This is a genomic window from Pseudoxanthomonas mexicana (assembly GCF_046736355.1).
GTDB classification, from domain to species: domain Bacteria; phylum Pseudomonadota; class Gammaproteobacteria; order Xanthomonadales; family Xanthomonadaceae; genus Pseudoxanthomonas_A; species Pseudoxanthomonas_A mexicana_B.
In genome coordinates, this window is record NZ_CP157201.1 from 1,260,930 (window position 1) to 1,286,151 (window position 25,222).

A 25,222-nucleotide genomic window follows, 5' to 3' on the forward strand; every position below is an offset into this window, starting at 1 on the left:
CCAGTGCCAGGGCCGCTTCCCGCATCCGGGCGCGTAGAGCCGAGCTTGCTCGGCTCCCCGCCATGCCGGTGGCCCGCACCTTGCCTCAGCGGCACGGACGCATGGACAAGCGCTTCATGAAGGCAAAGGCGCCGGGTTCCCGTCCCGCCTGAGCGGCGGCAGGCGCCTGGGAGTGACGAGTACAAGAGGATTCGCCGAGAAATCCCCGTATGGACGGGAATGCCGGCAGGGGAGGTCGCGGCCTCATCCCCCGCGCGATGCCGGCCCGTCCTCGTCGGCGCGCGTGCGGGCGCGCACGACGGTGGCGGTGCAGTTGGCCTCGGCGATCACCTTGGCCGATACGCTGCCGAGCAGCCGGCGCACGCCGGTGATGCCGCGCGCGCCCATGATCAGGTGGTCGATGGCGTTGCTGCGCGCGTAGTCGATCAGCGCGTCGGCCACGTCCGCCGATTCCAGCACGTGGAAGGTGATGCGGTGGTCCGGCAGGTCCAGCGCGCGCGCCCAGTCGCGCAGGCCGACCAGCCGCTTGACGTGGCGGTTGCGGCCGTCGGCGTCGAGGTTGCTGTCCATGCCGATGCGCGCGGTGCGCATCACCGTCACGCAGGCCAGGCGCGCGCCGGGCGCGGCGGCGACGATGCTTTGCACGGTTTCCTTCAGCGTCTGGTTGAGAGACAGGTCGGCGTGCTTCAGGTCGACGGCGACCATGATCAGCGGCGCGCGCAGCGGGGCGGCGGCCCTGGCCTTCAGGTCGGAAGGCTCGATGCCGATGGATTTCCACCAGCGCCGGGTCGTGGCCAGCGCGCCGCTGCGCTGGCTGCGCTCGGCGCGCTCGGTCAGCCGCACCTGCTCGGGGTTGAGCAGGTCGAAGGCCAGTTGCGCGGCGGTGGGATGGCGCGCGTCCGGATCCACCTCCAGGCAGCGCAGCACGATTTCCTGCAACCAGCGCGGCAGATCCGGATTCAGGGCGCGCGGCGGCGCGGGATCCTGGTAGAAGCGGCGCTTGAGCCCGCGCACGCTGCCGGGGAAGCCGAACGGCCGCTGCCCGGTCGCCAGGTGGTACAGGGTGACCCCGAGCGCGAACAGGTCGCTGCGCGGATCGCTGCGGATGCCGAGGATCTGCTCGGGCGCGATGTACGGCGCGGTACCCATCGGCACGTGGAACTGCTCGGCCAGCAGGTCCGGCAGGTGCGCGTGCCGCGACAGGCCGAAGTCGATCAGCACGATGCGCCTGCCGCCGCCCTCCGCCGCGTGCAGCAGCAGGTTGCTCGGCTTGATGTCCAGGTGCACGACGTGCTGGCGGTGCAGGTCGTCCAGCGCGAGCGCGGCCATCGCGCCCAGCGCGGCCACGCGCTCGGCGGCGATCGGCGCGTGATCCAGCAGCGGCCGCAGCGTCTGCCCGGCCAGGTGCTCCATCACCAGCCACGGCTGGTCGTCGTCCTCGCCGGCATCGACGAAGCGCGGCACGTGCGGGCCGGTCAGCACCGGCAGCAGCATCCGCTCGACCTCGAAGCCGACCACCTGGTTGACCGTTTCGCCGTAGTCGATGCGCGGCAGCTTCATCAGCATCGGCAGCGTGTGCCCGGGATGGGTGACGCGCCACAGCGTGGCCATGCCGCCCTCGTGCAGCGGCTCCACCAGGGTGAAACCGCCCAGTTGCATCCCCGCCTGGAGTTTCCGCGGCATCTTCAGCCTCCGTCGATCAGGCGCTGCGCGAGCGCGTCGGGCAATCCGGCCGCGCGGATCCGGGCGGCCGCGCGCTCATGGTCGTACGGTACGCGCAGGAAGGCGAGCTGCCTGCGCGCGGTGTCCAGCCACGCGCAGGCGGCGGCCGGGTTGCCGTCGCGCGGCTGCCCGCACGCGCCGACGATGGCCAGCCAGCGCCGGCTGGGCAGCAGCGGGATCGGCACGCCGTACAGCGGCTGGAAGTGCGCGGCCTCGCCGGGCACCGCGCCGGTGAAGTACAGCGCCGGATCGTGGACGTGGCCGCAGAAGGTCAGCCACTGCGTCGTCGCCGACAGGCTGCGGTGCGCGGCCAGCGGATTGCCGATGTAGCCCCAGCCCGGCGGATCCCAGGCGTTGGCGTGCACGTACAGGCGATCCTCGTGCCGCACCTGCAGCGGCAGGTCGCGCAGGAACGCGCGCTGCGACGGGTCCAGTTGCGCGCGCGTCCACTCGATCGCGGCCTGCGCCTGCCCGTGCATCCGGCTCGCGCCCGGATCCTCGATGGCGGCGTCGTGGTTGCCCTGCACCGCCACCGCGCCGGCTTCGACGTGCGCGCGCACCGTATCGACCACCCAGCCCGGATCGGCGCCGTAGCCGACCAGGTCGCCGAGAAAGACGTACTGCGTGCAGCCGGCCCGCGCCAGCGCCTTCAGGCAGGCTTCCAGCGCCTCGCGGTTGGCATGCAGGTCCGCCAGCAGTCCGATACGCATCGAGATCCTCCCGTCGCCATGCTAGGCGCGCCGGCGGGGCATTGCCATTGGGCCAAAGTCGCGGCCGCACCTCGCGACGCGCGGTCGCGCCGGTTAGAAGCCCTTCCTGGCGATCCGGGCGTGGGTGTCGTTGACCTGCATCAGCGCGGCCGAGCCGTAGTACTTGTGGTACTCGGCGATCATCTCGCCGTTGCGGATCACCGGATCGGTCTCGGCCAGCCGCCTGGCCTCGTCGACATCGGCCACGGCGAATACGAACAGGCCGCGCCAGCCGTCCACGCCGTCCAGCGGGCCGGCCAGCGCCAGCTTGCCCTCCTGCGCCAGCCGTTTCATGTTGGCGAAGTGGCCCTTGAACATCTCGTCGCGCGCCGGGCCGGGCGCCATCGGCGTGGGACCGGTCTTCAGCACGACCAGCACGTAGGCGCGCATGCCGTAGTCGTCAGCGCCGAGGCGGGCGGCCAGCGTGGCGTCGAAGCCCGCGGGCGTCTCGTCGGCGGTTTGCGCGAATGCGAGGCCGCAGGAGAGGAAGGACGCGAGCATCGCCAGCAGGACCAGGTGCTTTTTCATGGCAGGGTTCCGCGAAAAGGACACCGTTAGGCTATCAGGGCGATGGCGGGGAGGCGCAAGGGGGGCGAACGCGTGGAATCGCGAAGGAGCGGCGGGAGCGGAGGGACAGAAGCGAAGACCAGGGGCCGGGGAGCATCGTCCACGTGATCTCGTTGTCTGGCATCGTGAAGAATTACGCGATGGGAGAGGAAACCATCGTCGCGCTCGCCGGGATCGAACGATGGTGTTTGCTAAGCTGGATGCAGACAGCGGACCGGGGCGGTAGCGAGTGGAAATGCAGGAACTCATGCTCGTCTGGGCCACCGGGTTGGTAGGCGTCGCCAGCCTGGCGGCGCAGGAGCTTACGGTACGGCGCCTGCCCAGGGATCTTTCGGAAGCACACGAGCGCAGAAGAGCGCAGGTGGACCTGCTTTCGGAAAAATACCGATGGCTCACGCCTTTGAACAGGCTGACGCTGGTCGGTTACTTCCTGTCGATTGCGGCGATAGGCTTGGACGTGGCGTATGCGAAATACGCCTACCTGCTGTTCACCGTCGGCTGGACCGGACTGTCCGTGCTCCATGCCCCCAATATCCATCACAGGATAGCCGTCGTTTTCTACGAGGCGTCCTTGCTCTTGAACGGCGCACTGCTCGTCGTGGCGTTCCGCATGCATTAGCGCATTGGCCCGGCCGCGCAGCCGTTGCGGGTGCAACCTGCGCAGGGTTCTGGCGGCATGCCACCGGGCTGCCGGGAAACGGCGTCGACGCTAAGGCTGGTGCCGCCCGGTGCCTGACCCACCCATCCTGATTTTATCCTGCCATCGATGGCTGGCTCTCTCACCCCAGACTACCCTCGCATCATCCCCGCGAAGGCGGGAATCCCGTGTCTTTGCCCTTGAAGGCTTGAAGTCGCTGGATCCCTGCCTTCGCGGGGATGACGTGCTTGTGAGGTTCCGGGCGCATCGCGGCCACGATGCGCGGAAGGCTCCCGCCCTCCGCGAATGCCGTCACTTGTCCGCGGCCCGCACCGGCAGCGGCACGTTGCACAGGTCGATGTGCCCGGCGGGGCGCTTGTAGAAATCGTCGCGGCGGTTGCGCCGCGCCTCGACCACGTCGCGGAAGGTCTGCGTGTCGGTGCGCAGCAGTTGCAGGGCGGTGCGCTCGGCTTCCGGCACTTCGCTGGCCAGGCGGATGGCCTTGATCGGGGTGCGCTGCGCGGGATCGGCGTAGAAGCCCATCGGATCCGGGCCGCGCGGGATCGTGCTGAGCAGTTCCATCCCCTTCACCACGCGGCCGACCAGGGTGATGTTGCGATCCAACTGGCGCGGCGACTGGCCGGTGACCACGTACAGCTCGGCGCCGATGCTGCTGTCGGCGTCGTTGTTGCGGCCGGCGCCGAGCGCGCCGTAGCAGTGCGCCAGCCAGGCCTTGCCGGTCTTGGGATCGCGCCCGGCGGCAAAACCATCGGCGAAGCCGACCTGCGGCGCCCAGCCGTCGGTGTCGGGCAGCGCGTCGAAGCGCAGTCCCGCACTGGCGCGCTCGAACTCGGCCGGCAGCTTCGTCTTCGCCGAACCCAGCGGTTTCGCCCTAGCCGGATCGTCGGCGTCGGCGTCGCCGAACTGGACGACGAAGTTGTCCTGCGAGCGGTAGATGCTGGTGCCGTCCCAGAAGCCCTCGCGCGCCAGCGTGCGGATGTTGTCCACGTGCGCCGGGGCGAAGCCCGGGGCCAGCTCGATGACGACGCGGCCGGCGTCCAGCTCCAGGTACAGCGTGCTGGCCGAATCCGGCGTGCGCCAGTCCCCGGCCGGCGAGGCGTCGAGGATCTGCTGGGCGCTGCGGTAGGGCGGCGGGTCGGCGGCCAGGACGGGCAGGGCGAGCGCGAGGGTGCAGGCGAGCAGGGCGAGGCGTGGCGTCATGTCCGGGTCCGGAGGAAGGAGGCCCGCCGATTCTCGCCGGCGCGGGCGCTCCACCGCAAAGGCGGCCGGGCAGGGTGCGGTGACTAACGGCACATCCGCTATAGCTGACTTCGCAATAGCATCAAATCCAACCTAGCTGCCGAGGTCCCCCGATGGACGAGGCCGATCCGCAACTGCGGAAGTTCCAGAAGGAGCTGAGCGCCGGCACGGTGTCGCTGGCGCTGCTGGCGGTGCTGGCCAATGCCGGCGAGCCGCTGTACGGCTACCTCATCGCCAAGCAGCTCGAGCGCATCGGCGGCGGCGTGCTCAGCGGCAAGCAGAGCGCGTTGTATCCGGTGCTGCGCAACCTGGAGGGCGCCGCGCTGTTGGAGAGCTTCGTCGAGCCGTCGGTGGCCGGCCCGCCGCGGCGCTACTACCGCATCACCGAGGCGGGGCGGCAGACCCTGCAACGCTGGGCGCAGGCCTGGCGCGCCACCCGCGATTCCGTCGATTCCGTCCTTTCAGGGGTACAACCATGAACGTCTCCGCTTCCACCCCGCTGCCGACCACCATCCCGCAATACCTGGAGCAGCTGCGCGCCGCGCTGGCCGGCGCCGACAAGGCGCTGATCCAGGATGCGCTGTACGACGCCGAGGAATACCTGCGCGCGGAACTGGCGGAGAACCCGGGCAAGTCCGAGGCCGAGGCGATCGCAGCGGTGGCCGGCAGCTACGGCGCGCCGGAGGAGGTGGCCGACATCTACCGCGAGACCGAGGTGACGGTGAACCGCGCGCTGCGCCCGCCGCTGCCGCCGAAGCGCAAGTCGTTGCTGGGACGCTTCTTCGGCGTGGCGGCCGACCCGCGCACCTACGGCGCGCTGTTCTACATGCTGCTGGCGATGGCCACCGGCATCTTCTACTTCAGCTGGGTGGTCACCGGCGCCAGCCTGTCGGCGGGCCTGCTGTTCCTGGTCATCGGCATCCCGCTGCTGCTGCTGTTCCTGATGTCGGTGCGGCTGCTGTCGCTGGTGGAAGGCCGCATCGTCGAGGTGCTGCTGGGCGAGCGCATGCCGCGCCGGCCGCTGTACACGCAGCGCGACAAGCCGTGGCTGAAGCGGCTGGCGGAACTGTTCACCGACGGCCGCACCTGGACCGCGATGGGCTACATGCTGCTGATGCTGCCGCTGGGCACCTTGTATTTCACGACCGCGGTCACCCTGCTGAGCGTGTCGGTGTCGTTGATGGCCGCGCCGCTGGCCCTGCTGCCCGGCATGCATCTCAATCTCTGGTTCGCGGGCATCGACGTGCCGGCGCAGATGCCATGGCTGTTGCCCGTGCTGTCGCTGATCGGCTTGCTGCTGCTGTTCACCACGCTGCACCTGGCGCGCGGCGTCGGCCGGTTCCACGGCTGGCTGGCCAAGCACCTGCTGGTGCGCAACGCGGTGGTCTGACGCTGCGCTGCGGCCGGCTTCCCGCACGGGAACCGGCCGCCCGCCGCTGGCTGGAAGCCGGTGGAATCAGCCCGCGTAGCGGGCGATGAAGTCGCGCACCTGCGGATAGACCCGCTCGCGCCAGCGCCGGCCGCTGAAGATGCCGTAGTGGCCGGCGCCCTCGACGGTCAGGTGCTCGCGGTCGGCCTTGTCGATGCCGGTGCACAGGTCGTGCGCGGCGGCGGTCTGGCCGATGCCGGAGATGTCGTCCAGCTCGCCCTCGATGGTCATCAGCGCGGTGTCCTTCAGCGCGGAAGGATCGACGCGCTCGCCCCTGACCTTCCATTGCCCGCGCGGCAGCAGGAATTCCTGGAACACGATGCGGATGGTGTCGAGGTAGTAGTCGGCCGGCATGTCGAGCACGGCGTTGTACTCGTCGTAGAAGCGGCGGTGCGACTCGGCGTCCTGCAGGTCGCCCTTGACCAGGTCGGAATAGAAATCCCAGTGCGAGGTGAAGTGGCGGCCGGGATTCATCGCCACGAAGCCGGCATGCTGGAGGAAGCCCGGATACACCCGCCGTCCCTGCCCGGGATACGGCGCCGGCACGGTGTGGATGACGTTGTGCTGGAACCACGAAAGCGGCTGGCGCGTGGCCAGGTTGTTGACCGCGGTGGGGCTGCTGCGCGCGTCGATCGGCCCGCCCATCATCACCAGCGAGCGCGGCGGCGGCTCGCCGCGCGCGGCCATCAGCGACACCGCCGCCATCACCGGCACGGTCGGCTGGCAGACGCTGATCACGTGCAGCTTGCCGGCGCCGATGCGGCGGATGAACGACTCGATGTAGGCGATGTAGTCGTCCAGGCCGAAGTCGCCTTCGGAGGTGGGCACCATGCGCGCGTCGATCCAGTCGGTGACGTAGACCTTGTGGTCGCGCAGCAGCGTGCGCACGGTGTCGCGCAGCAGGGTGGCATGGTGGCCGGACAGCGGCGCCACCACCAGCACCACCGGGTCGTCCTTCAGCGCGGCGATGCTCTCGGCGTCGTCGGTGTAGCGCTTGAAGCGCAGCAGCCGGCAGAACGGCTTCTTCTCCACCTCCAACTCGACCACCGGCACCGAGCGGCCCTCGATCTCGACCTCGTGGATGCCCCAGGCCGGCTTCTCGTAGTCCTTGCCGATGCGGTAGATCAGCTCGTTGCCTGCGGCGATGCGCTCGGCGCCCGGCACGTTGGACAGCCAACTGGACGGGGTGGAGAACATCCGCGCATTGGCCTCCGCCATGTAGGCCAACGGCGCCATCCAGGCGCGGCCGAGTTCGTGGAGCTGGTACAGGGTCATGGGCGAGGCTGTCCGGAGGAGCGTTCTGGCGCTTGGCTGTTGCGGTGCAGCATACTGCAATCCGCCTCCAGGCGCCGAGATGCCTGTTCAGCCATCGGCCGGAAACGCCCGGACTTGAGCGGTTTCCAGCGAGCTGGCGTCTGGCGCCAGGCGCGGCGAGAGCCAGCAGTGCGAGCCCAGTTGGCGCAGCCCGGCCGCCGCGAACCGGCGGCGGTACCAGGCCGCCTTGCGCGGTTGGAAGCCCTCGTGGTCGCCGATGAACTCGTCCTCGGCGGCGAAGGTCTCCAGGAACGCCACCCCGCCGCACAGCTCGACCAGCCCCGGCAGGCCGCGTTGCAGTTCGCGCGTGGGCAGGTAGTGCATCACGTCCGAGCACACCAGCAGGTCCGCCGGCGGGCACGGCCGCAGGTACTGGAACTCGCCGAACCGCGCCAGGTGCAGGTTGCGCTGGCGGCCGTAGCGGGCCACCGCGTACTCGCTGGCGTCGAAGCCCAGGTATTGCACCCCCGGCCGCAAGCGCAGCAGCGGCGCACGCCAAGCGCCCTCGCCGCAGCCGATGTCCAGCACCGTGCGCAGCGGCCGCTCCAGGTGGTACTCGGCCGTGGCCACCGCCAGCGCCACCTTGCGCGCCAGCCGCCGCGCGCCGCCGATGTCGCTGCGGCGGTACCAGTGGTCGAAGTAGTGGCGGTCGTATTGCTTGGTCATTGGGTCGGGATTGGGGATTGGGGATTGGGGATTGGGGAAGCGTAACGTTTCTCTCCGGCGTCCCGGCGCATTTCAGATCCCCTCATGTCCGTCATTCCTGCGCCTGCGCGGGGATGACGATATCCGGGGTTCTCCAGCCTCCAGCCTCCAGCGCTGCATCGCGCATCCCGACCGCACGTTGGACACCCCTTCCGGCATGAAGGAAAATCCCGCGCATTCCCTGCAAGCGACGGAGACAGCCAGCGTGGACGAAGCGATGCTCTACCTCTGGATCAAGATCTTCCACCTGGTCTTCGTCATCGCCTGGATGGCCACCGTCTTCTACCTGCCGCGCATCCTGATCAACCTGGCCGAGGCGGCCGGGCAGGCGGAGGTGCAGTCGCGGCTGGTGCTGATGGGCCGGCGCCTGTACCGCTTCGGCCACCTCATGTTCGGCCTGGCGGCGATCCTGGGCGTGGTGCTGTGGCTGGGCTACCGGGTCATCGCGGATTTCCCGACGATGGTCGGTTTCGGCACCGGCTGGCTGCACGCCAAGCTGCTGCTGGTGGCGCTGATGCTGGCGCACTACATCCTCGCCGGCCGCTGGCTCAAGGGCGTGGAGAAGGGCCGCGCGCTGCCGACTCCCTTCAAGCTGCGGCTGTTCAACGAAGCACCGGTGCTGGCGCTGGTCGCGGTGGTCTGGCTGGTGCTGGCCAAGCCGTTCTGAAGTCCCGTTCCCTCCCGCTGCTGGGGAGGGAACGGACCACGGCCATCGCGTCGCGCTCAGGTCCCGCGACGCATCACCTGTTCTCGAAATCGGCCTGCCGCGGTAGATCCACCGGCACGCCATCGGCGTTGCACGTTCCGGCCTTGCACAACCGCTCGCGCAGCTTCGGCGCGGCCTGCACGATCCAGTGGTAGATGACGTTCTGCTCGACGGTGCCGCGCACCGCCTCGCTGCCGGGGCCGATGGCCCAGATGCCGACGTCCTCGCCGCCGTGCGATTCGGACTTCAGCGGCACCAGCGCCTCTTGCAGGTAATCCGGGTGTTCGGTGTCGACCTGCGACAGGTCCGGGCGGCCTTCGGCCGGTTCGACCGCGCTGGGCGCGTGCAGGAAGCGCTTGCTGCCGGCCGGCTGGCGGTTGCTGGCGCCGGTATGGCCGGGGCCGTTGGCGTAGCTGAGGGTGGTGTAGGTCAGGCCGTGCTGGTCGCGGGCGAACTCGCCGGGGGTGTCGTCCTCGCTGCCCTGGCCGCGCACCTTGCCGAGGATGGGATTGCCGCGCACCGGATAGCCGACGAAGTTCAGCGTGTGCGAGTGATCGGCGGTGACCAGGATCAGGGTGTCCTCGCGCGAGGTGGCTTCCACCGCCGCGCGCACCGCGTCGGACATCGCGATGGTCTCGTCGAGCGCGCGGTAGGCGTTGCCGTAGTGGTTGGCGTGATCGATGCGCGCGCCCTCGATCATCAGCACGTAGCCGTCGCGGTGGCGCGACAGCCTGGCGATGGCGGTGCGGGTCATCTCGGCCAGGCTCGGCTCGCCGTCGGGGGCGCGGCGGCGATCGTGCTCGAACAGCATGTGGTCCCGCTCGAACAGGCCCAGCAGCGGCGCATCCGCAGGCGCGGCGGCCAGTTGCGCGGCGTTCCAGACGTAGTGGCCGCCGGGGTGCGCGGTCTTCCATTCGGCGATCAGGTCGCGGCCGTCCAGGCGCTTGCCGACCTTGTCGTCGTGCTCGGGATCGCGCTGGCTGGCGGGCATGAACTCGGCGCGGCCACCGCCCAGCGCGAGCATCGGCCCGCGGCCGAAGCGCGAGGTGTCGAGCAACTGGCGGGCGATGTCGCGGCAGCCCTGTTCGACCGCCTGCGGCGGCAGGTCGGCATCGCTTTCCCAGTTGCGATCGGGCACGTGCGCGTAGGTCGCCGCCGGGGTGGCGTGGGTCAGCCGGGCGGTGGTGACGATGCCGGTGGCCAGGCCGGCGCTGTCGGCCAGCTGCAGCCAGGTCAGCAGGTGCTTGCCGAGGCTGCCGGCGCAGTCGTGGCGATCGCCGGCGGCCACGCCTATCGCGCCCATGTGGGTCTTGATGCCGGTGGTGATGGCGGTCATCGTGCCGGCCGAGTCCGGCGTCTGCGAATCGGTGTTGTAGGTCTTGCTGAAGGCGGTGTGCGGGAAGCGCTCCCACGACAGCAGGTTCTCCTCGCCGGGTCGGCCGTTGCGCTGGCCTTCCAGGATGCGCGCGGCGGCGACCGTGGTCAGGCTCATGCCGTCGCCAAGGAAGACGATGACGTTCTTCGCGCGCCCGCCCATCGCGCCGTTGGCGGCGGCGTGGGCGGCGCCGCTGCGGTACCACCAGGCGGGCGTCTCGCCCTGCGGGTGGGCCACGGCGGGGACGTCGATGGCGGCGGGAAGGGCGGTCGGGCGCACCGGGGCGGTCGAGCAGCCGGCGGCGAGGGTCAGCAGCGTCGCGCCCAGCAGCGGCGCGGCGAGGGGGAATCGGGGCATTGCGGAATCCTGCGGCGGTATACGGGGAGCCTGCGAACTCCGTCGTCCCGGCAAGGGCCGGAAGACGCGATCCGCGGCCTGCGGCCATCACGGCGCACTTCGCAGGCACGGCGATGGCGGGAGCGACGGGGTTCGCAGGCCGCCATTATGACCGCTGCCCGGCGTCCCGCAGATGACACGCCGCCATTCCAGCGGCACCGTCGCGCCGCCGTCGCGTCTGGGCTATCGTGCGCCGTCGCCCCTTGCGGGCATGGGCAAGTCGATGGCATGAAGCTGGTTTCCGCGTGGTTCAAGATTCCGTTCTGGCAGCGGGTGCTGGCCGGTTTCGTGCTGGGCGCGCTGGCCGGCTGGGCGATGGGACCGGCGGCGCAGACCTGGTTCGGCCCGCTCGGCGATCTGTACGTCACCCTGATCAAGATGATTGCGGTGCCGCTGGTGTTCTTCGCGGTGATCAACGCGATCTCGGCGCTGCACGGGCAGAAGTCGCTGGCGGCGCTGGGCGGGCGCACCTTCCTGTGGTTCGTCGTCACCGCCACGCTGGCGGTCTGCGTGGGCCTGGCGGTGGGCGCGATCATGCAGCCGGGCGCGGGTGGCCTGAGCCTGGCGGTGGACGAGAACTGGAAGCCGCGCGACGTGCCCAGCCCGATCCGGGTGCTGCTGGACGTGGTGCCGGCCAACCCGTTCCATGCGCTGACCGGCATCGGCACGCGCGTCAATGCCGCCGGCGAGACCGTGCTGGCGGCCGGGCGCGGCTCGATCCTGCCGGTGATCTTCTTCGCCGCGCTGCTGGGCTTCGCGATGGTCAAGCTCGGCGAGAAGGTCGCCGAGGCGCGCAGGCTGGTCGGGCAGATGAGCGAGATCATGATCCAGGTGACCCGCTTCGTGCTGGAGGTCACCCCGATCGGCACCTTCGGCCTGATCGCCGGGCTGGTCGGCAGCTACGGCTTCGAGAAGCTGCTGCCGCTGGGCAACTTCGTGATGGCGCTGTACGTGGCCTGCGCGCTGCACATCGTCGTGGTCTACGGCGGCCTGCTGCTGGCGCACGGGCTCAACCCGCTGAAGTTCCTGCGCGGCGCCGCGCCGGGCATGCAGGTGGGCTTCGTCAGCTCGTCCAGCTTCGCGGCGATGCCGGTGGCGATGCGCGCGATCACCCACAACCTGGGCGTCGACAAGGACTACGCCGCGTTCGCGGTGCCGCTGGGGGCGAGCATCAAGATGGACGGCTGCGGCGCGATCTACCCGGCGCTGTGCGCGGTGTTCATCGCCCAGTACACCGGCGTGCCGCTGACCGCCGACCAGTATTTCGTCGTGCTGATCGCCTCGGTGCTGGGCAGCTTCGGCACCGCCGGCGTGCCGGGCACGGCGGTGGTGATGGCCACGGTGGTGCTGAGCGCGGCCAACCTGCCGCTGGAGGCTATCGGCTACCTGTACGCCATCGACCGCGTCCTCGACATGATGCGCACCATGACCAACGTGACCGGGCAGATGCTGGTGCCGGTGCTGGTGGCCAAGGAGACCGGCATGCTGGATCGGCAGGTCTACGAGCGCGCGTCCAGCAACGTCGGCATCGACCACGAGGAAACGCAGGCCGGCTAGCCGGCGCGGCCCGCGTTCGATGCACGCCGGTTACGTGGAAGCGCTGGAAGCGGCCGCCGTCGCCGGCGCGCCACGCGACACCCAGGCGGCGAACGCCGCCGCGGTCAGGAACATCAGCAGGCTGTAGATCGCCGCCGGCACCGACATCGCCGCGTCCTGCAGCACGTTGAGCGCGATGAAGATCGCCAGCGTGCCGTTGTGGATGCCGATCTCCATCGCGATGGCGATGGCCTGGCGCCTGGGCAGCCGCAGCGCCAGCGGCGCGGCGTAGCCGGCGCCCATGCTGACCAGGTTGAACAGCAGGCAGGCCAGGCCGACCACGGCGAAGTACTGCAGCAGCGTGTTCCATTCCTGCGCCACCGCCGCGACCACCAGCAACGCCAGCACCAGCACCGACAGCAGCCGCAGCGGCTTCTCCGCGCGCGCGGCGAAGCCCGGCGCGCGGGCGCGCACGAACATGCCGATCATCACCGGCAGCACGATGATCACCGCGACCTCGACGATCTTCCTGGTCGGCGGCGGCACGTACTGGCCGGCGCCGAGGAAGTACTCCAGCGACAGGTTGAGGATCAGCGGCAGCGTCAGCAGGCACAGCAGGCTGTTGATCGCGGTCAGGGTGATGTTCAGCGCGACGTCGCCGCGGGCGAGGTGGCTGTAGATGTTGGCGGTGGCGCCGCCGGGCGAGGCCGCCAGCAGCATCAGCCCGACCGCCAGCGCGGCGGGCAGGCCGAAGCCCAGCGCCAGCGCGAACGCGGCCCAGGGCAGCACCAGGATCTGCAGGGCCAGGCCGATCAGCACCGCGCGCGGGTAGCGCGCCACGCGGCGGAAATCCTCGCCGGTCAGGCCCAGTCCCAGGCCGAACATGATGATGCCCAGCGCCAGCGGCAGCAGCAGGTTGGTCAGCAGCGAGGCTTGCATGCGTTCGGTTCTCCCAGGGCGGCGGCGATGGCCGTCACTGCCGGCGCGGCCGCGCCAGCCGCGCGGCCAGCCAGGCCAGCGGCAACGGCAGGGCGATGCCCAGCGCGTTCATCCATACCGGATGCGGGAGGCTGACCGCGTTCATCACCGTCCCGGCGACGATGAACAGCGCCACCGCGAGGGCGGCCGGCAGCGCGCGCTGGCGGGCCAGTTTCGCCGCCACCCATGCGCCGGCGAAGCTGCCCAGCGCCCAGCCCGCCACCACCCAGATCTTCTTGCCGGTGGAGGCGGCGGCGACCAGCGCGGCCAGGTCCGCCTCGGTCGCCAGCGGCGTGCCGGGCGGCAGCGGGAACAGGGTCATGCCGATCAGTTCCAGGCCGGCGATGACCGCGATCGCGGTGATCAGGCCGGCCAGGACCGCGAGTATCGTGCGCAGCATCGTCAGTCTCCCCGGAAAGGCCGCCGCAGCATGGCGCGAACGCCGGTGGATGCGCAAGCGGCGGCGGTGCCCGGCGCGTTGGCGCGGGCTTCCGCGGCGAGCGAAAGCGCAGCGGCAGCGTCCTCCCGTCGCGGGGATGACGGAAACATTGCCGCCTGCGCAAACACGAAGGCCGCCCGAGGGCGGCCTTGTGCAAGAGGGGGAGCCGCGAGGCCGATCCGGCCTACAGCGCCATCCGCCGCGCCTGCATGAAGCGGTTGCCCCAGTAGCCGCTGGCCAGGGTGTCCACGCGCACGTCCTTGCCCTTGCTGGGCGAATGCAGGAAGCGGCCCTCGCCGACGTAGATGCCGACGTGGTTGATGCGGCCCTTCAGGCCGAAGAACACCAGATCGCCCTGGCGCAGTTCGTCGCGGCTCTTGATCAGTTCGCCGTCGGCCTGCACCGCCATCTCGCGCGAGACGCGCGGCAGCTCCACGCCCAGGGTGGTGCGGAACACGTAGCCGACCAGGCCGCTGCAGTCGAAGCCGCTCTCCGGCGAGGTGCCGCCCCAGCGGTACGGGGTGCCGAGCAGGGTCAGCGCGCGGCGCAGCACCGCCTGGACCTTGCCTTCGGCGGCCGGCGTGGCGGCATCGGCGTCGCCGCCGGCCTTGTGCAGTTCGTAGCTGGCGAGCAGGCGGCTGAGATCGCCGGCCAGCATCGCCGACTGGTCCATCAGCGGCATCGCGTCGCTGGCGGCCAGGCGCGGCAGCAGCGAGCTGAGGGTGGCGGTGGCGGCCTGCGCGGCCTTGCTGCGGAAGCTTTCCGGTCCCTGCGCCTCGACGGCGACGGGGGCCGCGGCCGCCACCGGTGCAGCCTTGGCCGCGGCGGAAGCCGCGGGCGCTTCGACGGCGAGGGCTTCGGGCGCGACGGCGGTCGGCGCCGGAACCGGGGCCGGCGTCGTCTGCGCGGCGACGCCGAAGCTGGCCGCCAGCAGCGCCGGCAGGCAGAGATGGCAGAGCAGTCCCCGGAGGGAAGGAGTGGCGGCGGGCAGGCCTGTCGGCAGGTCGTCGGTCGTCACGTGGCGGGTACGGGTGGAAAGAATGGGACGCAGTGTGCCGTCACATGGTCTTCATGTGGTTCAAAAAACGTTAAACATGCGTTAATCGGCTGTGACAGGAGCCCCGGATCGGGCAATCCTCACTGCAATACGCGCCGCGCGCCGCTGTAGTGATCGCGCCAGTAATGCCCGTCCAAGTGGTCCAGCCGGACCGTGCCGCCCGTGCTGGGGGCGTGGACGAAGCGCCCTTCGCCGACGTAGATACCGACATGGGTGACGTGGCCGCGGCTGCCGAAGAAGACCAGGTCGGCCGGGGCCAGCTTCATCGGGTCGATGCGCGACCCCTGCGCCTGCGCCAGTTCGCGCGAGGTACGCGGCAGCTTCAGGTCCAGCATGTCGCGGTAGACGTAGGCGACCAGCCCGCTGCAATCGAAACCGGATTCGGGCGTGTTGCCGCCGTAGCGGTAGGGCGTGCCGACCAGGCCGATGGCGCGCATCAGTACCGCGTTGGCGGCGGCCGGCTGCGCCGCGGGCACCTGCGGCCAGTGGCGCTGGACCGGCGGGGCGGCCGCGGGACGCACCGCCTGCCCGGGGCCACCGCAGGCGCACAGCGCCAGCAGCACGGCGACCATGCCCGGCAGGCGGGCGCGGCGCGGCGCGGACGGTGGCATGGCGGCGGGCAAGCCGCGATAATGCGCGGTCTTCATGGCGGCGCATCTTCGCCGCTTTCCGCCGCGGTCCACAAGCCGCGCCTCCCGCCCGCCGTCCGGCGGCCCCTTCCAGAGTCCAGCATGAAAATCGCCAAAGACAGCGTCGTCCGTTTCCACTACACCGTCTCCGAAGTCGGCCAGGAGCCGCTGGAAAGCTCGAGGGAGCGTGATCCGCTGGCGATCCTGATCGGCCACGGCAACATCATCCCGGGCCTGGAGAACGCGATGATGGACAAGGCGGCCGGCGAGAGCTTCGGCGTGGACGTGGCGGCGGCCGACGCCTACGGCGAGCGCCGCGACGGCCTGACCCAGCGCGTGCCAAAGAAGCATTTCGGCGCGCAGAAGCTGGTCCCCGGCCAGCAGGTCGTGTTGCAGACCAACTTCGGCCCGCGCGCGGTCACCATCCAGAAGATCGGCATGAGCGTGGTGGACGTCGATCTGAACCACCCGATGGCCGGCAAGGACCTGCATTTCGACGTCGAGATCGTCGAGGTGCGCGAGGCCAGCCAGGAGGAGATTGACCACGGCCACGTGCACGGCGACGGTGGCCATCACCACTGATCAGCACCACCCGCGGCGGTTGCCGCGGCGCGTGGATCCATCCAGGCCGTAATCGGCGCCGGCCCGGCACCCGCCGGGCCGCATCCGGCCGCCGGGCGCGGCGGCCACCTGCCACAAGGGAATCGGGGCAATGACGGAACCGAGGCTTTCGCCGATCGCCGCCGGCCAGCGCATCGAACGGCTCGACGTGCTGCGCGGCTTCGCGCTGCTGGGCATCCTGCTGATGAACATCGAGTCCTTCGTCGGCCCGATGTACGAGTCGATGGATGGCGTCAATCCGGCCCTGGCCGGCGCCGACCGCACGGTGGACGCGCTCATCTACTTCTTCGTGCAGGGCAAGTTCTTCACCCTGTTCTCGCTGCTGTTCGGCATGGGCTTCGTGGTGATGGCGCAGCGCGCCGCCGCGGCGGGCAGGCCGTTCGCCGGGCTGTACGCGCGGCGCAGCCTGGCGCTGCTGGCCATCGGCCTGATCCACGCGCTGCTGATCTGGTCCGGCGACATCCTGGTCAGCTATGCGCTGGTGTCGTTCCTGCTGCTGGCATTCCGCGACATGCCGATGCGCGGGCTGATCGTGCTGGCGATCCTGGCGATACTGGGCCCGCTGGCGCTGATGATGCTGTTCGGCGCGCTGGGCTCGCTGATGCAGTCCACGCCGGAACTGGCGGCACAGTGGGAAGAACTGATGTCCGGCCAGAACGAGATGCTGGCGACGATGATCGACGGCCAGCGGCAGGCCTACGGATCCGGCGGCTTCATCGAGGCGACCGTGCAGCGGGCCAGGGATTTGGGCATGAACCTGTCGAACCTGCTGATGCTCGGCCCGCTGGTGCTGGGCATGTTCCTGTTCGGCGCGGCGCTGATCCGCAGCGGGGCGATGGTCGAGCCGGCGCGGCACCGGCGCCTGTTCGCGCGGCTGCGCTGGATCGCGCTGCCGGCGGGGCTGGCCTTGATGGCCGCCTCCTATCTGCTGATGCCGACGCTGGATCAGCGCAACATCGATCTGCGCATGTCCACCGCGTTCTCGCTGGGCATGCTGGCCGGCGTGCTGATGTGCCTGGGCTACGCGGCCTGGCTGGTGCGCGCGCTGGAATCGCCGGCGCTGGCGCGCCCGCTGTCGTGGCTGGCGCCGGCCGGGCGGATGGCGCTGAGCAACTACCTGCTGCAGTCGCTGATCTGCACGCTGATCTTCTACGGCTACGGGCTGGGCTATTTCGAGCAGTTGCCGCGCGCGTGGCAGCCGCTGTTCGTGCTGGCGCTGTTCGCCCTGCAGGTAATGCTGAGTCGCTGGTGGCTGCGGCGCTTCCAGTTCGGCCCGGCCGAATGGCTGTGGCGCGCGGCCACCTACCTGCAGCGGCCGCCGATGCGGCGGCGCGCCGCCTAGCGCCGGCGCGTGGACGTTGCGCCCGACGACGTACTGATCATCGGTGGCGGCGCCATCGGGCTGGCGACCGCGCTGGCGTTGCTGGAAAGCGGCCGCGGCGTGCGCGTGCTGGAAGCGGGCCGCGCCGGCGGCGGTGCCTCGCACGGCAACTGCGGCACCATCACCCCCAGCCACGCGCCGCCGCTGGCCGCGCCCGGCGTGATCGCGCAGGCGCTGCGCTGGATGCTGACGCCGGACGCGCCGCTCTACCTCAAGCCGCGCATCGACCCGGGACTGTGGCGCTGGCTGCTGCGGTTCTCCGCGCGCTGCAACCCGCGCGACTGGCGCGCCAGCACGCAGGCGCGCGCGGCCATCCTCAACGACTCGCGCGCGCGGCTGGAGGCCTGGGTCGCCGACTACGGCCTGGACTGCGAGTTCGTCGCCAGCGGGCTGGACTACGTGTTCCGCCAGCGCGGCAACTTCGATCGCTACGCGGCCGAGTGCGAGGCGCTGCGCGGATTCGGCATCGCCAGCGAGACCATCGGCGGCGACGAATACCTGCGCCAGGAGCCGGCGTTGCTGCCGGGCGTGGCCGGCGCCATCCGCTTCCCCGGCGATGCGCGCCTGCGTCCGGACCGCTATGTCGCCGAACTGGCGCGGGCGGTGCGGCAACGCGGTGGCATCGTCGAGGAGGAGGCCGGCATCGACGATCTGCACGTGGACGATACCGGCGCCAGCGTGCGCGGCGCGGGGCGCGCATGGCGCGGCAGGCAGGCGCTGATCGCGCTGGGCGCGTGGTCGCCGGCGTTCGCGCGCCGGCTGGGCCTGCGGTTGCCGATCCAGCCGGGCAAGGGTTATTCGATCACCTATTCGCGGCCGGCGCGGGTGCCGGCGCATCCGCTGGTGCTGAAGGACCGTTCGGTCTGCGTGACCGCGTGGGACGGCGGCTTCCGGCTCGGCAGCACGATGGAGTTCTCCGGCCACGACACCCGCCTCAACCCGGTGCGGCTGGGCGCGCTGGAGCGCGCCGCGCGCGAATACCTGCGCGAGCCGGTGGGCGCGGTGGTGGAGGAACGCTGGTACGGCTGGCGGCCGATGACCTGGGACGACCTGCCGGTGCTTGGCCGCGCACCGGGCCATGAGCGGCTGTGGATCGCCGCCGGCCACGGCATGCTCGGCATCAGCATGAGCGCGGCCAGCGGCCAGTTGATGGCCGACCTGATCTGCGGACGCGCACCGGCCATCGATCCGGCGCCGTACCGGATGGAGCGCTTTGGCGTCCGTAAGCTGTAGAGCCGAGCTTGCTCGGCTCCGGTGGGCGCGTGAAAGCAGCGGAGCAAGCTCCGCTCTACAAGAGCCTTCTCACCCGCTTCCCCACGGGTGTGGTTGTATGGTGGCTTCGTCACTTCCGGAAGGACGCATGCAGGACTTCGACCTGATCGTGCTCGGCGGCGGCTCCGGCGGACTGGCCGGTGCGTTCCGCGCGGCGTCGCACGGCGCGCGGGTGGCGCTGCTGGAGCCGGGCGGGCTGGGCGGTACCTGCGTCAACCTCGGCTGCGTGCCGAAGAAGGCGATGTGGCTGGCGGCCGAGCTGTCGCAGCGCATCGACATGGCGCGCGAACTCGGCTTCGCGCTGCCGCCGCCGCGGCTGGACTGGCAGGAATTCATCATCCACCGCCAGCGCTACATCGCCGGCATCCACGCCAGCTACCGCAAGCGGCTGGACGAGGCCGGCATCGTCTGGATGCCATGCTGCGGTGCGCTGGACGGCGCCGGCATCGTGCAGGCGGAAAACGGCGCGCGCCTGGCCGCGCCGCACGTGCTGCTGGCCACGGGAGGCCGTCCGCAGCGTCCGGACGTCAGCCGGCGCCGGATATGGCGGCACCTCGGATGATTTCTTCGCCCTGACCGAAGCCCCGCGCAGCGTGGCCATCGTCGGCGGCGGCTACATCGCGGTCGAACTGGCCGGCGTGCTGCAGGCGCTCGGCAGCCAGGTCGAACTGTTCGTGCGCGGGCCGCGCCTGCTGTCCGGTTTCGATCGCGATCTGGCCGGTGCGCTGGCCGACAACGGCCGCCAGCACGGCATCCGCCACCATTTCGACTATCGGCTCGCGGCGGTGGAGCGGCTGGCCGACGGCACGCTGCGGCTGCGCAGCGAAGATGGCGTGGCCGGCGAGGGGTTCGAGCGGCTGTTCTTCGCCACCGGCCGCCGTCCCAACAGCGAGCGCATCGGGCTGGAAAGCTGTGGCGTGGCCACCGACGAACAAGGCCGCGTGTGCGTCGACGCCTTCCAGGACACCAACGTCGAAGGCATCCACGCGGTCGGCGATCTCACCCCGCATCCGCAACTGACCCCGGTGGCGATCGCCGCGGCGCGGCGGCTGATGGACCGGCTGTTCGGCGGCCGGCCGGAGGCGAAGCTGGACTACGAGTCCATCGCGACGGTGGTGTTCTCGCATCCGCCGCTGGGCACGATCGGGCTGGGCGAACAGCAGGCGCGCGAGCGCCACGGCGATGCGGTGCGGGTGTTCACCGCGCAGTTCCGGCCGATGCTGCACGCGCTGGCCGATTCGCCGCAGCGCAGCCTGTTCAAGCTGGTCTGCGTGGGCGAGGAGGAGAAGGTGGTCGGCCTGCTCCTGCTGGGCGAGGGCGTGGACGAGATCCTGCAGGGCTTCGCGGTGGCGATCCGGCGCGGCATCACCCGCCGCGATCTCGAGGACACCGTGGCCATCCACCCCACCTCCGCCGAGGAAATCGTGCTGCTGCGCTGACCTTTACGAACCCTGTGGGAGCGACGTCAGTCGCGACGGGCCATCGGGAAAGCCCCATCGCGACTGACGTCGCTCCCACAGGGAAAGTTTATGGACGCGGGCTTAGAATCGCGGCATGGACATCCACGAACTCCATCGCGGCACCGCGCCGCTGCTGATCAGCCTGCCGCACGACGGCACCCGCGTGCCGGACGACATCGCCGCGCGCCTGACCGACAGCGCGCGCCGCGTGCCCGACACCGACTGGCACGTATCCACGCTGTACGCCTTCGCGCGCGAACTGGGCGCCTCGATACTGGCGCCGAATTACTCGCGCTACGTCATCGACCTCAACCGCCCGGCCGACGACCAGTCGCTGTATCCGGGGCAGAACACCACCGGCCTGTGCCCGACCGTGCAGTTCAGCGGCGAGCCGGTCTACCTTGACGGCCAGGCGCCGGACGCGGCGGAGATCGCGCAGCGGCTGGCGCGCTACTGGCAGCCCTACCACGACGCGCTGTCGGCCGAGCTGGAGCGCCTGCGCGGCGAGCACGGGCGCGCGGTATTGTGGGAAGGCCATTCCATCGTCAGCCATGCGCCGTACCTGTTCGAGGGCCGGCTGCCCGACTTCAACCTCGGCACCGCCGGCGGGGCGAGCTGCTCGCCGGCGCTGCAGGCACGGCTGGCGCAGGTGCTCGAATCTCAGGCGGACTACAGCTTCGTCGTCAACGGCCGCTTCAAGGGCGGCTACATCACCCGCCACTACGCCTCGCCGGAAACCGGCGTGGACGCGGTGCAACTGGAATTGGCGCAGATCACCTACATGGACGAGCGCAGCTTCGAATACCAGCCCGCGCGCGCGGCCGGCGTGCAGGCGCTGATCCGCCGCCTGCTGGAGGCGACGCTGGCGTGAAGGATGCCCCGATGACGGGCGCCGCGACCGGATGAGGGCGGCGACACGATACCTGCACGTCGCCGCGGCGATCATGGCCCGATGAACGGCCGCCTGCCCGAATCCGCCGCGTCGCTGCGCCCGCTGCTGTGGCTGGTCGCCGCGGCGGTGTTCATGCAGATGCTGGACACCACCATCGTCAACACCGCGCTGCCGGCGATGGCGCGCGACCTGGAGCAGTCGCCGCTGCGCATGCAGGCGGTGGTGGTGGCCTACGCGCTGACCGTGGCGATGCTGATCCCGGCCTCGGGCTGGCTGTCGGACCGGCTCGGCACGCGCCGGATCTTCGTCGCCGCCATCGTGCTGTTCACATTGGGATCGCTGGCCTGCGCGCTGTCGCAGAACCTCACCCAACTGGTGCTCGCGCGCGTGCTGCAGGGCATGGGCGGTGCGATGCTGCTGCCGGTGGGACGGCTGGCGGTGCTGCGCGCGGTGCCGCGCAAGGACTTCCTCGCCGCGATGAGCTTCGTCACCGTGCCCGGGCTGATCGGCCCGCTGGTCGGGCCGACGCTGGGCGGATGGCTGGTCGAGGTGGCGTCGTGGCACTGGATCTTCCTGATCAACCTGCCGCTGGGCGCGATCGGCACGCTGGCGGCGATGCGCTGGATGCCGGACCTGCGCATGCCGGTGCCGCGCTTCGATCTGATCGGCTACGGCCTGCTGGCGTTCGGCATGGTCGCCGTCTCGCTGTCGCTGGACGGCCTGACCGACCGCGATTCGCGCCGCGCCGCGCTGGTGGTGCTGCTGGTGTTCGGCCTGGCCGGGCTGGTCGCGTACTGGCTGCACGCCGCGCGCAGCGAGCGGCCGCTGTTCCCGCTGGCGCTGTTCCGCGTGCACAGCTACAGCGTCGGCCTGCTGGGCAACCTGTTCTCGCGGCTGGGCAGCGGCGGCATGCCGTTCCTGATCCCGCTGCTGCTGCAGGTCGGGCTGGGGCATTCGCCGATGCGCGCCGGCATGATGATGATCCCGATGGCGCTGGCCGGCATGTCGTCCAAGCGCATCGTGGTGCCGCTGGTGCAGCGCTGGGGCTACCGCCGCGTGCTGGTCGGCAACACCGTGCTGGTGGGGCTGGCGATGGCGAGCTTCGCGCTGGTGCGGTCGGGCCAGCCGCTGTGGCTGCACATCGTCCAGTTCGCCGCCTTCGGCGCGGTCAACTCGTTGCAGTTCACCGCGATGAACACCCTGGTGCTGCGCGATCTGGACAACGAGCAGGCCAGCAGCGGCAACAGCCTGCTTTCGATGGTGATGATGCTGGCGATCAGCATGGGCGTGGCGGTGGCCGGCGGCCTGCTGGGCGTGTTCGGCGAGCACGCGGGCGCGGGCGCCGACACCCTGCGCGCGTTCCGTTGGAGCTTCGTCTGCCTGGGCGCGATGACGATGGCCTCGGCCTTCATCTTCGCCCAGGTGCGCGACATGCACCGGGTGCCGGAGGCGGCGGTCAAGCGGGCGGATCCGGGATAGGCATCGCTATGCCGAAGAAACCGAAACGTCATCCCCGCGAAGGCGGGAAGTGCTTTTTAACAGCCGACTGGCTGGTCATCCAGCGACTTCAAGCCTTGGAACAAGAGCAAAGACACTGGGTCCCCGCCTTCGCGGGGACGACGAAAGTGAATCGAAACGGGAGGTTCAGACCTCCAGCGAAGCCAGATCGCCCTTGGTCTCCAGCCACGCCTTGCGATCTCCGGCGCGCTTCTTTGCCAGCAGCATGTCCATCAGCGAGCGGGTCTGATCGCCGTCGTCCACCGTCAGCTGCACCAGCCGGCGCGTATCGGGATGGATGGCCGACTCGCGCAGCTGCGAGGCGTTCATCTCGCCCAGTCCCTTGAAGCGGGTGACGTTGACCTGGCCCTTGATCTTCTCGCGCGCGATCTTGTCCAGCAGCAGGCGCTTCTCCTCCTCGTCCAGCGCGTAGAACACCTGCTTGCCCACGTCGACGCGGAACAGCGGCGGCATCGCCACGAACACGTGGCCGGCATCGACCAGCGCCGGGAAGTGGCGCAGGAACAGCGCGCTCAGCAGGGTGGCGATGTGCAGGCCGTCGGAGTCGGCGTCGGCCAGGATGATGACCTTGCCGTAGCGCAGGCCGGTGATGTCGTCCTTGCCGGGATCGCAGCCGATCGCCACGGCCAGGTCGTGCACTTCCTGCGAGCCGAGCACGCTGCCGGAAGCCACTTCCCAGGTGTTGAGGATCTTGCCGCGCAGCGGAAGGATGGCCTGGAAATCCTTGTCGCGCGCCTGCTTGGCGCTGCCGCCTGCCGAGTCGCCCTCGACCAGGAACAGTTCGGTGCGCGAGAGATCCTGGCTGATGCAGTCGGCCAGCTTGCCGGGCAGGGCGGGGCCCTGGGTGACCTTCTTGCGGACGATCTGCTTCTCGGTCTTCAGCCGCGCGCTGGCGCGCTCGATCGCGATCTGCGCGATCCTCTCGCCGAGGTCGACGTGCTGGTTGAGCCAGAGCGAGAAAGCATCGTGCGCGGCGCCCTCGATGAAGCCGGCGGCCTGGCGCGAGGACAGGCGCTCCTTGGTCTGGCCGCTGAACTGCGGGTCGGTCATCTTCAGCGACAGCACGAAGGCGACGCGATCCCACACGTCCTCCGGCGCCAGCTTCACGCCGCGCGGCAGCAGGTTGCGGAAGTCGCAGAACTCGCGCAGCGCGTCGGTCAGGCCGCTGCGCAGGCCGTTGACGTGGGTGCCGTGCTGGGCGGTGGGGATCAGGTTGACGTAGCTTTCCTGCACCAGCTCGCCCTCTGCGATCCAGGCCACCGCCCAGTCCACCACCTCGGTGTCCTTCTTCAGCGAGCCGACGAACAGCTCCGGCGGCAACAGCTCGCGTTCGGCTAGCTCGCCCTTGAGGTAGTCGCGCAGGCCGTCCTCGTAATGCCAGCGGTCGCGCTCGCCGGTGGCTTCGTCCAGCAGGGTGACGGTCAGGCCCGGGCACAGCACCGCCTTGGCGCGCAGCAGGTGGCGCAGCGCGCGCAGGTTGAACTTCGGCGTGTCGAAGTACTTCGGATCCGGCCAGAAGCGCACGCGGGTGCCGGTGTTCTTCCTGCCGACCGTGCCGACCACTTCCAGCGGCGTGGCGCGGTCGCCGTCGCGGAAGGTGATGCGGTGCTCGCTGCCCTCGCGCTTGATGTGCACCTCGACCAGCGTCGACAGTGCGTTGACCACCGACACGCCGACGCCGTGCAGGCCGCCGCTGAAGGTGTAGTTCTTGTTGCTGAACTTGCCGCCGGCGTGCAGCCGCGTGAGGATCAGCTCGACGCCGGGAATCTTCTCTTCCGGGTGGATGTCCACCGGCATGCCGCGGCCGTCGTCGGACACCTCGCAGCTGCCGTCCTTGAACAGCGTCACCTCGATCTCGCGGGCATGCCCGGCCAGCGCCTCGTCCACGGCGTTGTCGACGACTTCCTGCGCGAGGTGGTTGGGACGGCTGGTGTCGGTGTACATGCCCGGCCGGCGCTTGACCGGGTCCAGGCCGGAGAGGACTTCGATATCGGCGGCGTTGTAGCGGCTGCTCATGCGGTGGCGTTTCTTTGCGGTCTGGTGGAGTGTCGGCATGGCCTGCGGGCCCGATGGGCCCGGAGGAAAAGGCCGGAATCGCGTGACTGGCACGCATCGCCGACGACATCGGCGCGTTCCGGGGACGCGGGCGCGCAAGTTTGCGGCCTGGCCAGGGTTTTTGCACGTTCAGTGGCGGCTGTGCCGGCGCCGGCTAGAGTCCGGCACGTCAGCTTGGGTCCGGCCGTCGCCGTCCCCATCTGGTGGTCATGACCGACAGGAGAATGCAGATGAAGCCGCGCACGATACTGCTTGCCGCCGCCGCCATCGCCGGCGTCTTCGCCGCCTCGCACGCGCTGGCGCAGGCCGCCCAGACCCAGGGGCAAGGCCAGGGCCAGCAGGACCGGAAGTCCGGCGAGGCGCAGGACCAGGCGCTGTCCGAGGAGGAGCAGAAGGCCAGGCGCCGCGCGGCCAACGAGGCCAACGCCGCCGCCCGCGCCAAGGCCAAGGAGAAGCAGGGCGGCGCCCAGGCCGGCCAGCGCGAGGAAGAGGAAGAAACCAAGCGCAAGCCCTGATCCGGCAAC

The 25,222-nt window shown here is 70.3% G+C and carries 22 protein-coding genes and 2 pseudogenes; 12 read left to right on the plus strand and 12 right to left on the minus strand.

Annotated features, from left to right (window positions below; all coding sequences use genetic code 11):
• Window positions 1–243 precede the first annotated feature (243 nt).
• The 3 genes from AAG688_RS05675 to AAG688_RS05685 form a co-directional block, all read right to left on the minus strand.
• Window positions 244–1,683 (minus strand): serine/threonine protein kinase, encoded by a 1,440-nt coding sequence (locus tag AAG688_RS05675; protein WP_411834388.1) that lies wholly within the window; start codon window positions 1,681–1,683, stop codon window positions 244–246.
• Between the two features lie 2 nt (window positions 1,684–1,685).
• Window positions 1,686–2,432 (minus strand): metallophosphoesterase family protein, encoded by a 747-nt coding sequence (locus AAG688_RS05680; RefSeq protein ID WP_411834389.1) that lies wholly within the window; start codon window positions 2,430–2,432, stop codon window positions 1,686–1,688.
• Between the two features lie 93 nt (window positions 2,433–2,525).
• Complete coding sequence (locus tag AAG688_RS05685; protein WP_411834390.1) at window positions 2,526–2,999, minus strand: YciI family protein; 474 nt, start codon at window positions 2,997–2,999, stop codon at window positions 2,526–2,528.
• Window positions 3,000–3,273: 274 nt separating this feature from the next.
• On the opposite strand from AAG688_RS05685, the gene AAG688_RS05690 reads away from it, so the two are divergent.
• A complete protein-coding gene (locus tag AAG688_RS05690; RefSeq protein ID WP_411834391.1) occupies window positions 3,274–3,657 on the plus strand; it encodes a hypothetical protein in 384 nt (127 codons plus the stop codon).
• Between the two features lie 330 nt (window positions 3,658–3,987).
• Here the strand turns inward: AAG688_RS05690 and AAG688_RS05695 are convergent, their stop codons facing one another.
• Entirely contained in the window at window positions 3,988–4,896 is a 909-nt protein-coding gene (locus AAG688_RS05695; protein ID WP_411834392.1) for a peptidylprolyl isomerase, read from the minus strand.
• A 152-nt stretch (window positions 4,897–5,048) separates the two neighbouring features.
• Between AAG688_RS05695 and AAG688_RS05700 the strand changes: the two genes are divergently transcribed.
• A complete protein-coding gene (locus tag AAG688_RS05700) occupies window positions 5,049–5,414 on the plus strand; it encodes a PadR family transcriptional regulator (protein ID WP_411834393.1) in 366 nt (121 codons plus the stop codon).
• Window positions 5,411–6,325 (plus strand): sensor domain-containing protein, encoded by a 915-nt coding sequence (locus AAG688_RS05705; protein ID WP_411834394.1) that lies wholly within the window; start codon window positions 5,411–5,413, stop codon window positions 6,323–6,325. Before AAG688_RS05700 ends, AAG688_RS05705 begins: the two co-directional genes overlap by 4 nt.
• A 75-nt stretch (window positions 6,326–6,400) precedes the next feature.
• On the opposite strand, the pseudogene AAG688_RS05710 reads toward AAG688_RS05705, so the two are convergent.
• Together AAG688_RS05710 and AAG688_RS05715 are read right to left on the minus strand one after the other, a co-directional pair.
• Window positions 6,401–7,639 (minus strand): annotated as a pseudogene (locus tag AAG688_RS05710) (polyhydroxyalkanoate depolymerase); the annotation flags it as partial.
• Between the two features lie 87 nt (window positions 7,640–7,726).
• Window positions 7,727–8,344, minus strand: a complete 618-nt coding sequence (locus tag AAG688_RS05715) for a class I SAM-dependent DNA methyltransferase (RefSeq protein WP_411834395.1) — start codon at window positions 8,342–8,344, stop codon at window positions 7,727–7,729.
• 256 nt (window positions 8,345–8,600) lie between these two features.
• Here AAG688_RS05715 and AAG688_RS05720 point away from each other — a divergent pair, with 256 nt between their 5' ends.
• Entirely contained in the window at window positions 8,601–9,050 is a 450-nt protein-coding gene (locus tag AAG688_RS05720) for a CopD family protein (protein ID WP_411834946.1), read from the plus strand.
• A 73-nt stretch (window positions 9,051–9,123) separates the two neighbouring features.
• Here the strand turns inward: AAG688_RS05720 and AAG688_RS05725 are convergent, their stop codons facing one another.
• On the minus strand, window positions 9,124–10,821 hold the full coding sequence (locus AAG688_RS05725; protein WP_411834396.1) for an alkaline phosphatase: 1,698 nt from the start codon (window positions 10,819–10,821) through the stop codon (window positions 9,124–9,126).
• Window positions 10,822–11,088: 267 nt separating this feature from the next.
• On the opposite strand from AAG688_RS05725, the gene AAG688_RS05730 reads away from it, so the two are divergent.
• Entirely contained in the window at window positions 11,089–12,417 is a 1,329-nt protein-coding gene (locus tag AAG688_RS05730) for a dicarboxylate/amino acid:cation symporter (protein ID WP_411834397.1), read from the plus strand.
• 30 nt (window positions 12,418–12,447) lie between these two features.
• Here AAG688_RS05730 and AAG688_RS05735 read toward each other — a convergent pair whose 3' ends face one another.
• The 4 genes from AAG688_RS05735 to AAG688_RS05750 form a co-directional block, all read right to left on the minus strand.
• The gene (locus tag AAG688_RS05735) at window positions 12,448–13,335 is read right to left on the minus strand and encodes a bile acid:sodium symporter family protein (RefSeq protein ID WP_411834398.1); all 888 of its coding nucleotides are present in this window, start codon (window positions 13,333–13,335) and stop codon (window positions 12,448–12,450) included.
• A gap of 34 nt (window positions 13,336–13,369) precedes the next feature.
• The gene (locus AAG688_RS05740) at window positions 13,370–13,774 is read right to left on the minus strand and encodes a hypothetical protein (RefSeq protein WP_411834400.1); all 405 of its coding nucleotides are present in this window, start codon (window positions 13,772–13,774) and stop codon (window positions 13,370–13,372) included.
• A 223-nt stretch (window positions 13,775–13,997) separates the two neighbouring features.
• The gene (locus AAG688_RS05745) at window positions 13,998–14,816 is read right to left on the minus strand and encodes a C40 family peptidase (RefSeq protein ID WP_411834947.1); all 819 of its coding nucleotides are present in this window, start codon (window positions 14,814–14,816) and stop codon (window positions 13,998–14,000) included.
• 134 nt (window positions 14,817–14,950) lie between these two features.
• Window positions 14,951–15,442, minus strand: a complete 492-nt coding sequence (locus tag AAG688_RS05750; protein ID WP_411834948.1) for a C40 family peptidase — start codon at window positions 15,440–15,442, stop codon at window positions 14,951–14,953.
• 159 nt (window positions 15,443–15,601) lie between these two features.
• On the opposite strand from AAG688_RS05750, the gene AAG688_RS05755 reads away from it, so the two are divergent.
• The 6 genes and pseudogenes from AAG688_RS05755 to mdtD all read left to right on the plus strand — a co-directional run bounded on the left by AAG688_RS05755 (window position 15,602) and on the right by mdtD (window position 22,604).
• Window positions 15,602–16,081, plus strand: coding sequence for an FKBP-type peptidyl-prolyl cis-trans isomerase (locus AAG688_RS05755; protein ID WP_411834401.1), 480 nt, complete (start codon window positions 15,602–15,604; stop codon window positions 16,079–16,081).
• A 130-nt stretch (window positions 16,082–16,211) separates the two neighbouring features.
• On the plus strand, window positions 16,212–17,462 hold the full coding sequence (locus AAG688_RS05760; RefSeq protein ID WP_411834402.1) for a DUF418 domain-containing protein: 1,251 nt from the start codon (window positions 16,212–16,214) through the stop codon (window positions 17,460–17,462).
• A gap of 9 nt (window positions 17,463–17,471) precedes the next feature.
• Window positions 17,472–18,734 (plus strand): NAD(P)/FAD-dependent oxidoreductase, encoded by a 1,263-nt coding sequence (locus AAG688_RS05765; protein ID WP_411834404.1) that lies wholly within the window; start codon window positions 17,472–17,474, stop codon window positions 18,732–18,734.
• A gap of 127 nt (window positions 18,735–18,861) precedes the next feature.
• A pseudogene (gorA, locus tag AAG688_RS05770) lies at window positions 18,862–20,212 on the plus strand (glutathione-disulfide reductase).
• A gap of 115 nt (window positions 20,213–20,327) precedes the next feature.
• Window positions 20,328–21,104 carry an N-formylglutamate deformylase gene (gene hutG, locus AAG688_RS05775; RefSeq protein ID WP_411834405.1) on the plus strand — a complete coding sequence of 259 codons (777 nt, stop codon included), beginning with the start codon at window positions 20,328–20,330 and terminating at the stop codon, window positions 21,102–21,104.
• 81 nt (window positions 21,105–21,185) lie between these two features.
• Window positions 21,186–22,604, plus strand: a complete 1,419-nt coding sequence (gene mdtD, locus AAG688_RS05780) for a multidrug transporter subunit MdtD (protein ID WP_411834406.1) — start codon at window positions 21,186–21,188, stop codon at window positions 22,602–22,604.
• Window positions 22,605–22,769: 165 nt separating this feature from the next.
• Here mdtD and parE read toward each other — a convergent pair whose 3' ends face one another.
• Window positions 22,770–24,659: a DNA topoisomerase IV subunit B gene (parE, locus tag AAG688_RS05785; RefSeq protein WP_411834407.1), complete on the minus strand. Its 1,890-nt coding sequence runs from the start codon at window positions 24,657–24,659 to the stop codon at window positions 22,770–22,772.
• A gap of 269 nt (window positions 24,660–24,928) precedes the next feature.
• On the opposite strand from parE, the gene AAG688_RS05790 reads away from it, so the two are divergent.
• Complete coding sequence (locus AAG688_RS05790; protein ID WP_411834408.1) at window positions 24,929–25,213, plus strand: hypothetical protein; 285 nt, start codon at window positions 24,929–24,931, stop codon at window positions 25,211–25,213.
• Window positions 25,214–25,222 lie beyond the last annotated feature (9 nt).

Coding starts and splice junctions, on each gene's coding strand:
- AAG688_RS05675 (WP_411834388.1), bottom strand. CDS start 1,683: ATGCCGCGGAAACTCCAGGCGGGGATGCAACTGGGCGGTTTCACCCTG.
- AAG688_RS05680 (WP_411834389.1), bottom strand. CDS start 2,432: ATGCGTATCGGACTGCTGGCGGACCTGCATGCCAACCGCGAGGCGCTG.
- AAG688_RS05685 (WP_411834390.1), bottom strand. CDS start 2,999: ATGAAAAAGCACCTGGTCCTGCTGGCGATGCTCGCGTCCTTCCTCTCC.
- AAG688_RS05690 (WP_411834391.1), top strand. CDS start 3,274: ATGCAGGAACTCATGCTCGTCTGGGCCACCGGGTTGGTAGGCGTCGCC.
- AAG688_RS05695 (WP_411834392.1), bottom strand. CDS start 4,896: ATGACGCCACGCCTCGCCCTGCTCGCCTGCACCCTCGCGCTCGCCCTG.
- AAG688_RS05700 (WP_411834393.1), top strand. CDS start 5,049: ATGGACGAGGCCGATCCGCAACTGCGGAAGTTCCAGAAGGAGCTGAGC.
- AAG688_RS05705 (WP_411834394.1), top strand. CDS start 5,411: ATGAACGTCTCCGCTTCCACCCCGCTGCCGACCACCATCCCGCAATAC.
- AAG688_RS05715 (WP_411834395.1), bottom strand. CDS start 8,344: ATGACCAAGCAATACGACCGCCACTACTTCGACCACTGGTACCGCCGC.
- AAG688_RS05720 (WP_411834946.1), top strand. CDS start 8,601: ATGCTCTACCTCTGGATCAAGATCTTCCACCTGGTCTTCGTCATCGCC.
- AAG688_RS05725 (WP_411834396.1), bottom strand. CDS start 10,821: ATGCCCCGATTCCCCCTCGCCGCGCCGCTGCTGGGCGCGACGCTGCTG.
- AAG688_RS05730 (WP_411834397.1), top strand. CDS start 11,089: ATGAAGCTGGTTTCCGCGTGGTTCAAGATTCCGTTCTGGCAGCGGGTG.
- AAG688_RS05735 (WP_411834398.1), bottom strand. CDS start 13,335: ATGCAAGCCTCGCTGCTGACCAACCTGCTGCTGCCGCTGGCGCTGGGC.
- AAG688_RS05740 (WP_411834400.1), bottom strand. CDS start 13,774: ATGCTGCGCACGATACTCGCGGTCCTGGCCGGCCTGATCACCGCGATC.
- AAG688_RS05750 (WP_411834948.1), bottom strand. CDS start 15,442: ATGGTCGCCGTGCTGCTGGCGCTGTGCGCCTGCGGTGGCCCCGGGCAG.
- AAG688_RS05755 (WP_411834401.1), top strand. CDS start 15,602: ATGAAAATCGCCAAAGACAGCGTCGTCCGTTTCCACTACACCGTCTCC.
- AAG688_RS05760 (WP_411834402.1), top strand. CDS start 16,212: ATGACGGAACCGAGGCTTTCGCCGATCGCCGCCGGCCAGCGCATCGAA.
- hutG (WP_411834405.1), top strand. CDS start 20,328: ATGGACATCCACGAACTCCATCGCGGCACCGCGCCGCTGCTGATCAGC.
- mdtD (WP_411834406.1), top strand. CDS start 21,186: ATGAACGGCCGCCTGCCCGAATCCGCCGCGTCGCTGCGCCCGCTGCTG.
- parE (WP_411834407.1), bottom strand. CDS start 24,659: ATGAGCAGCCGCTACAACGCCGCCGATATCGAAGTCCTCTCCGGCCTG.
- AAG688_RS05790 (WP_411834408.1), top strand. CDS start 24,929: ATGAAGCCGCGCACGATACTGCTTGCCGCCGCCGCCATCGCCGGCGTC.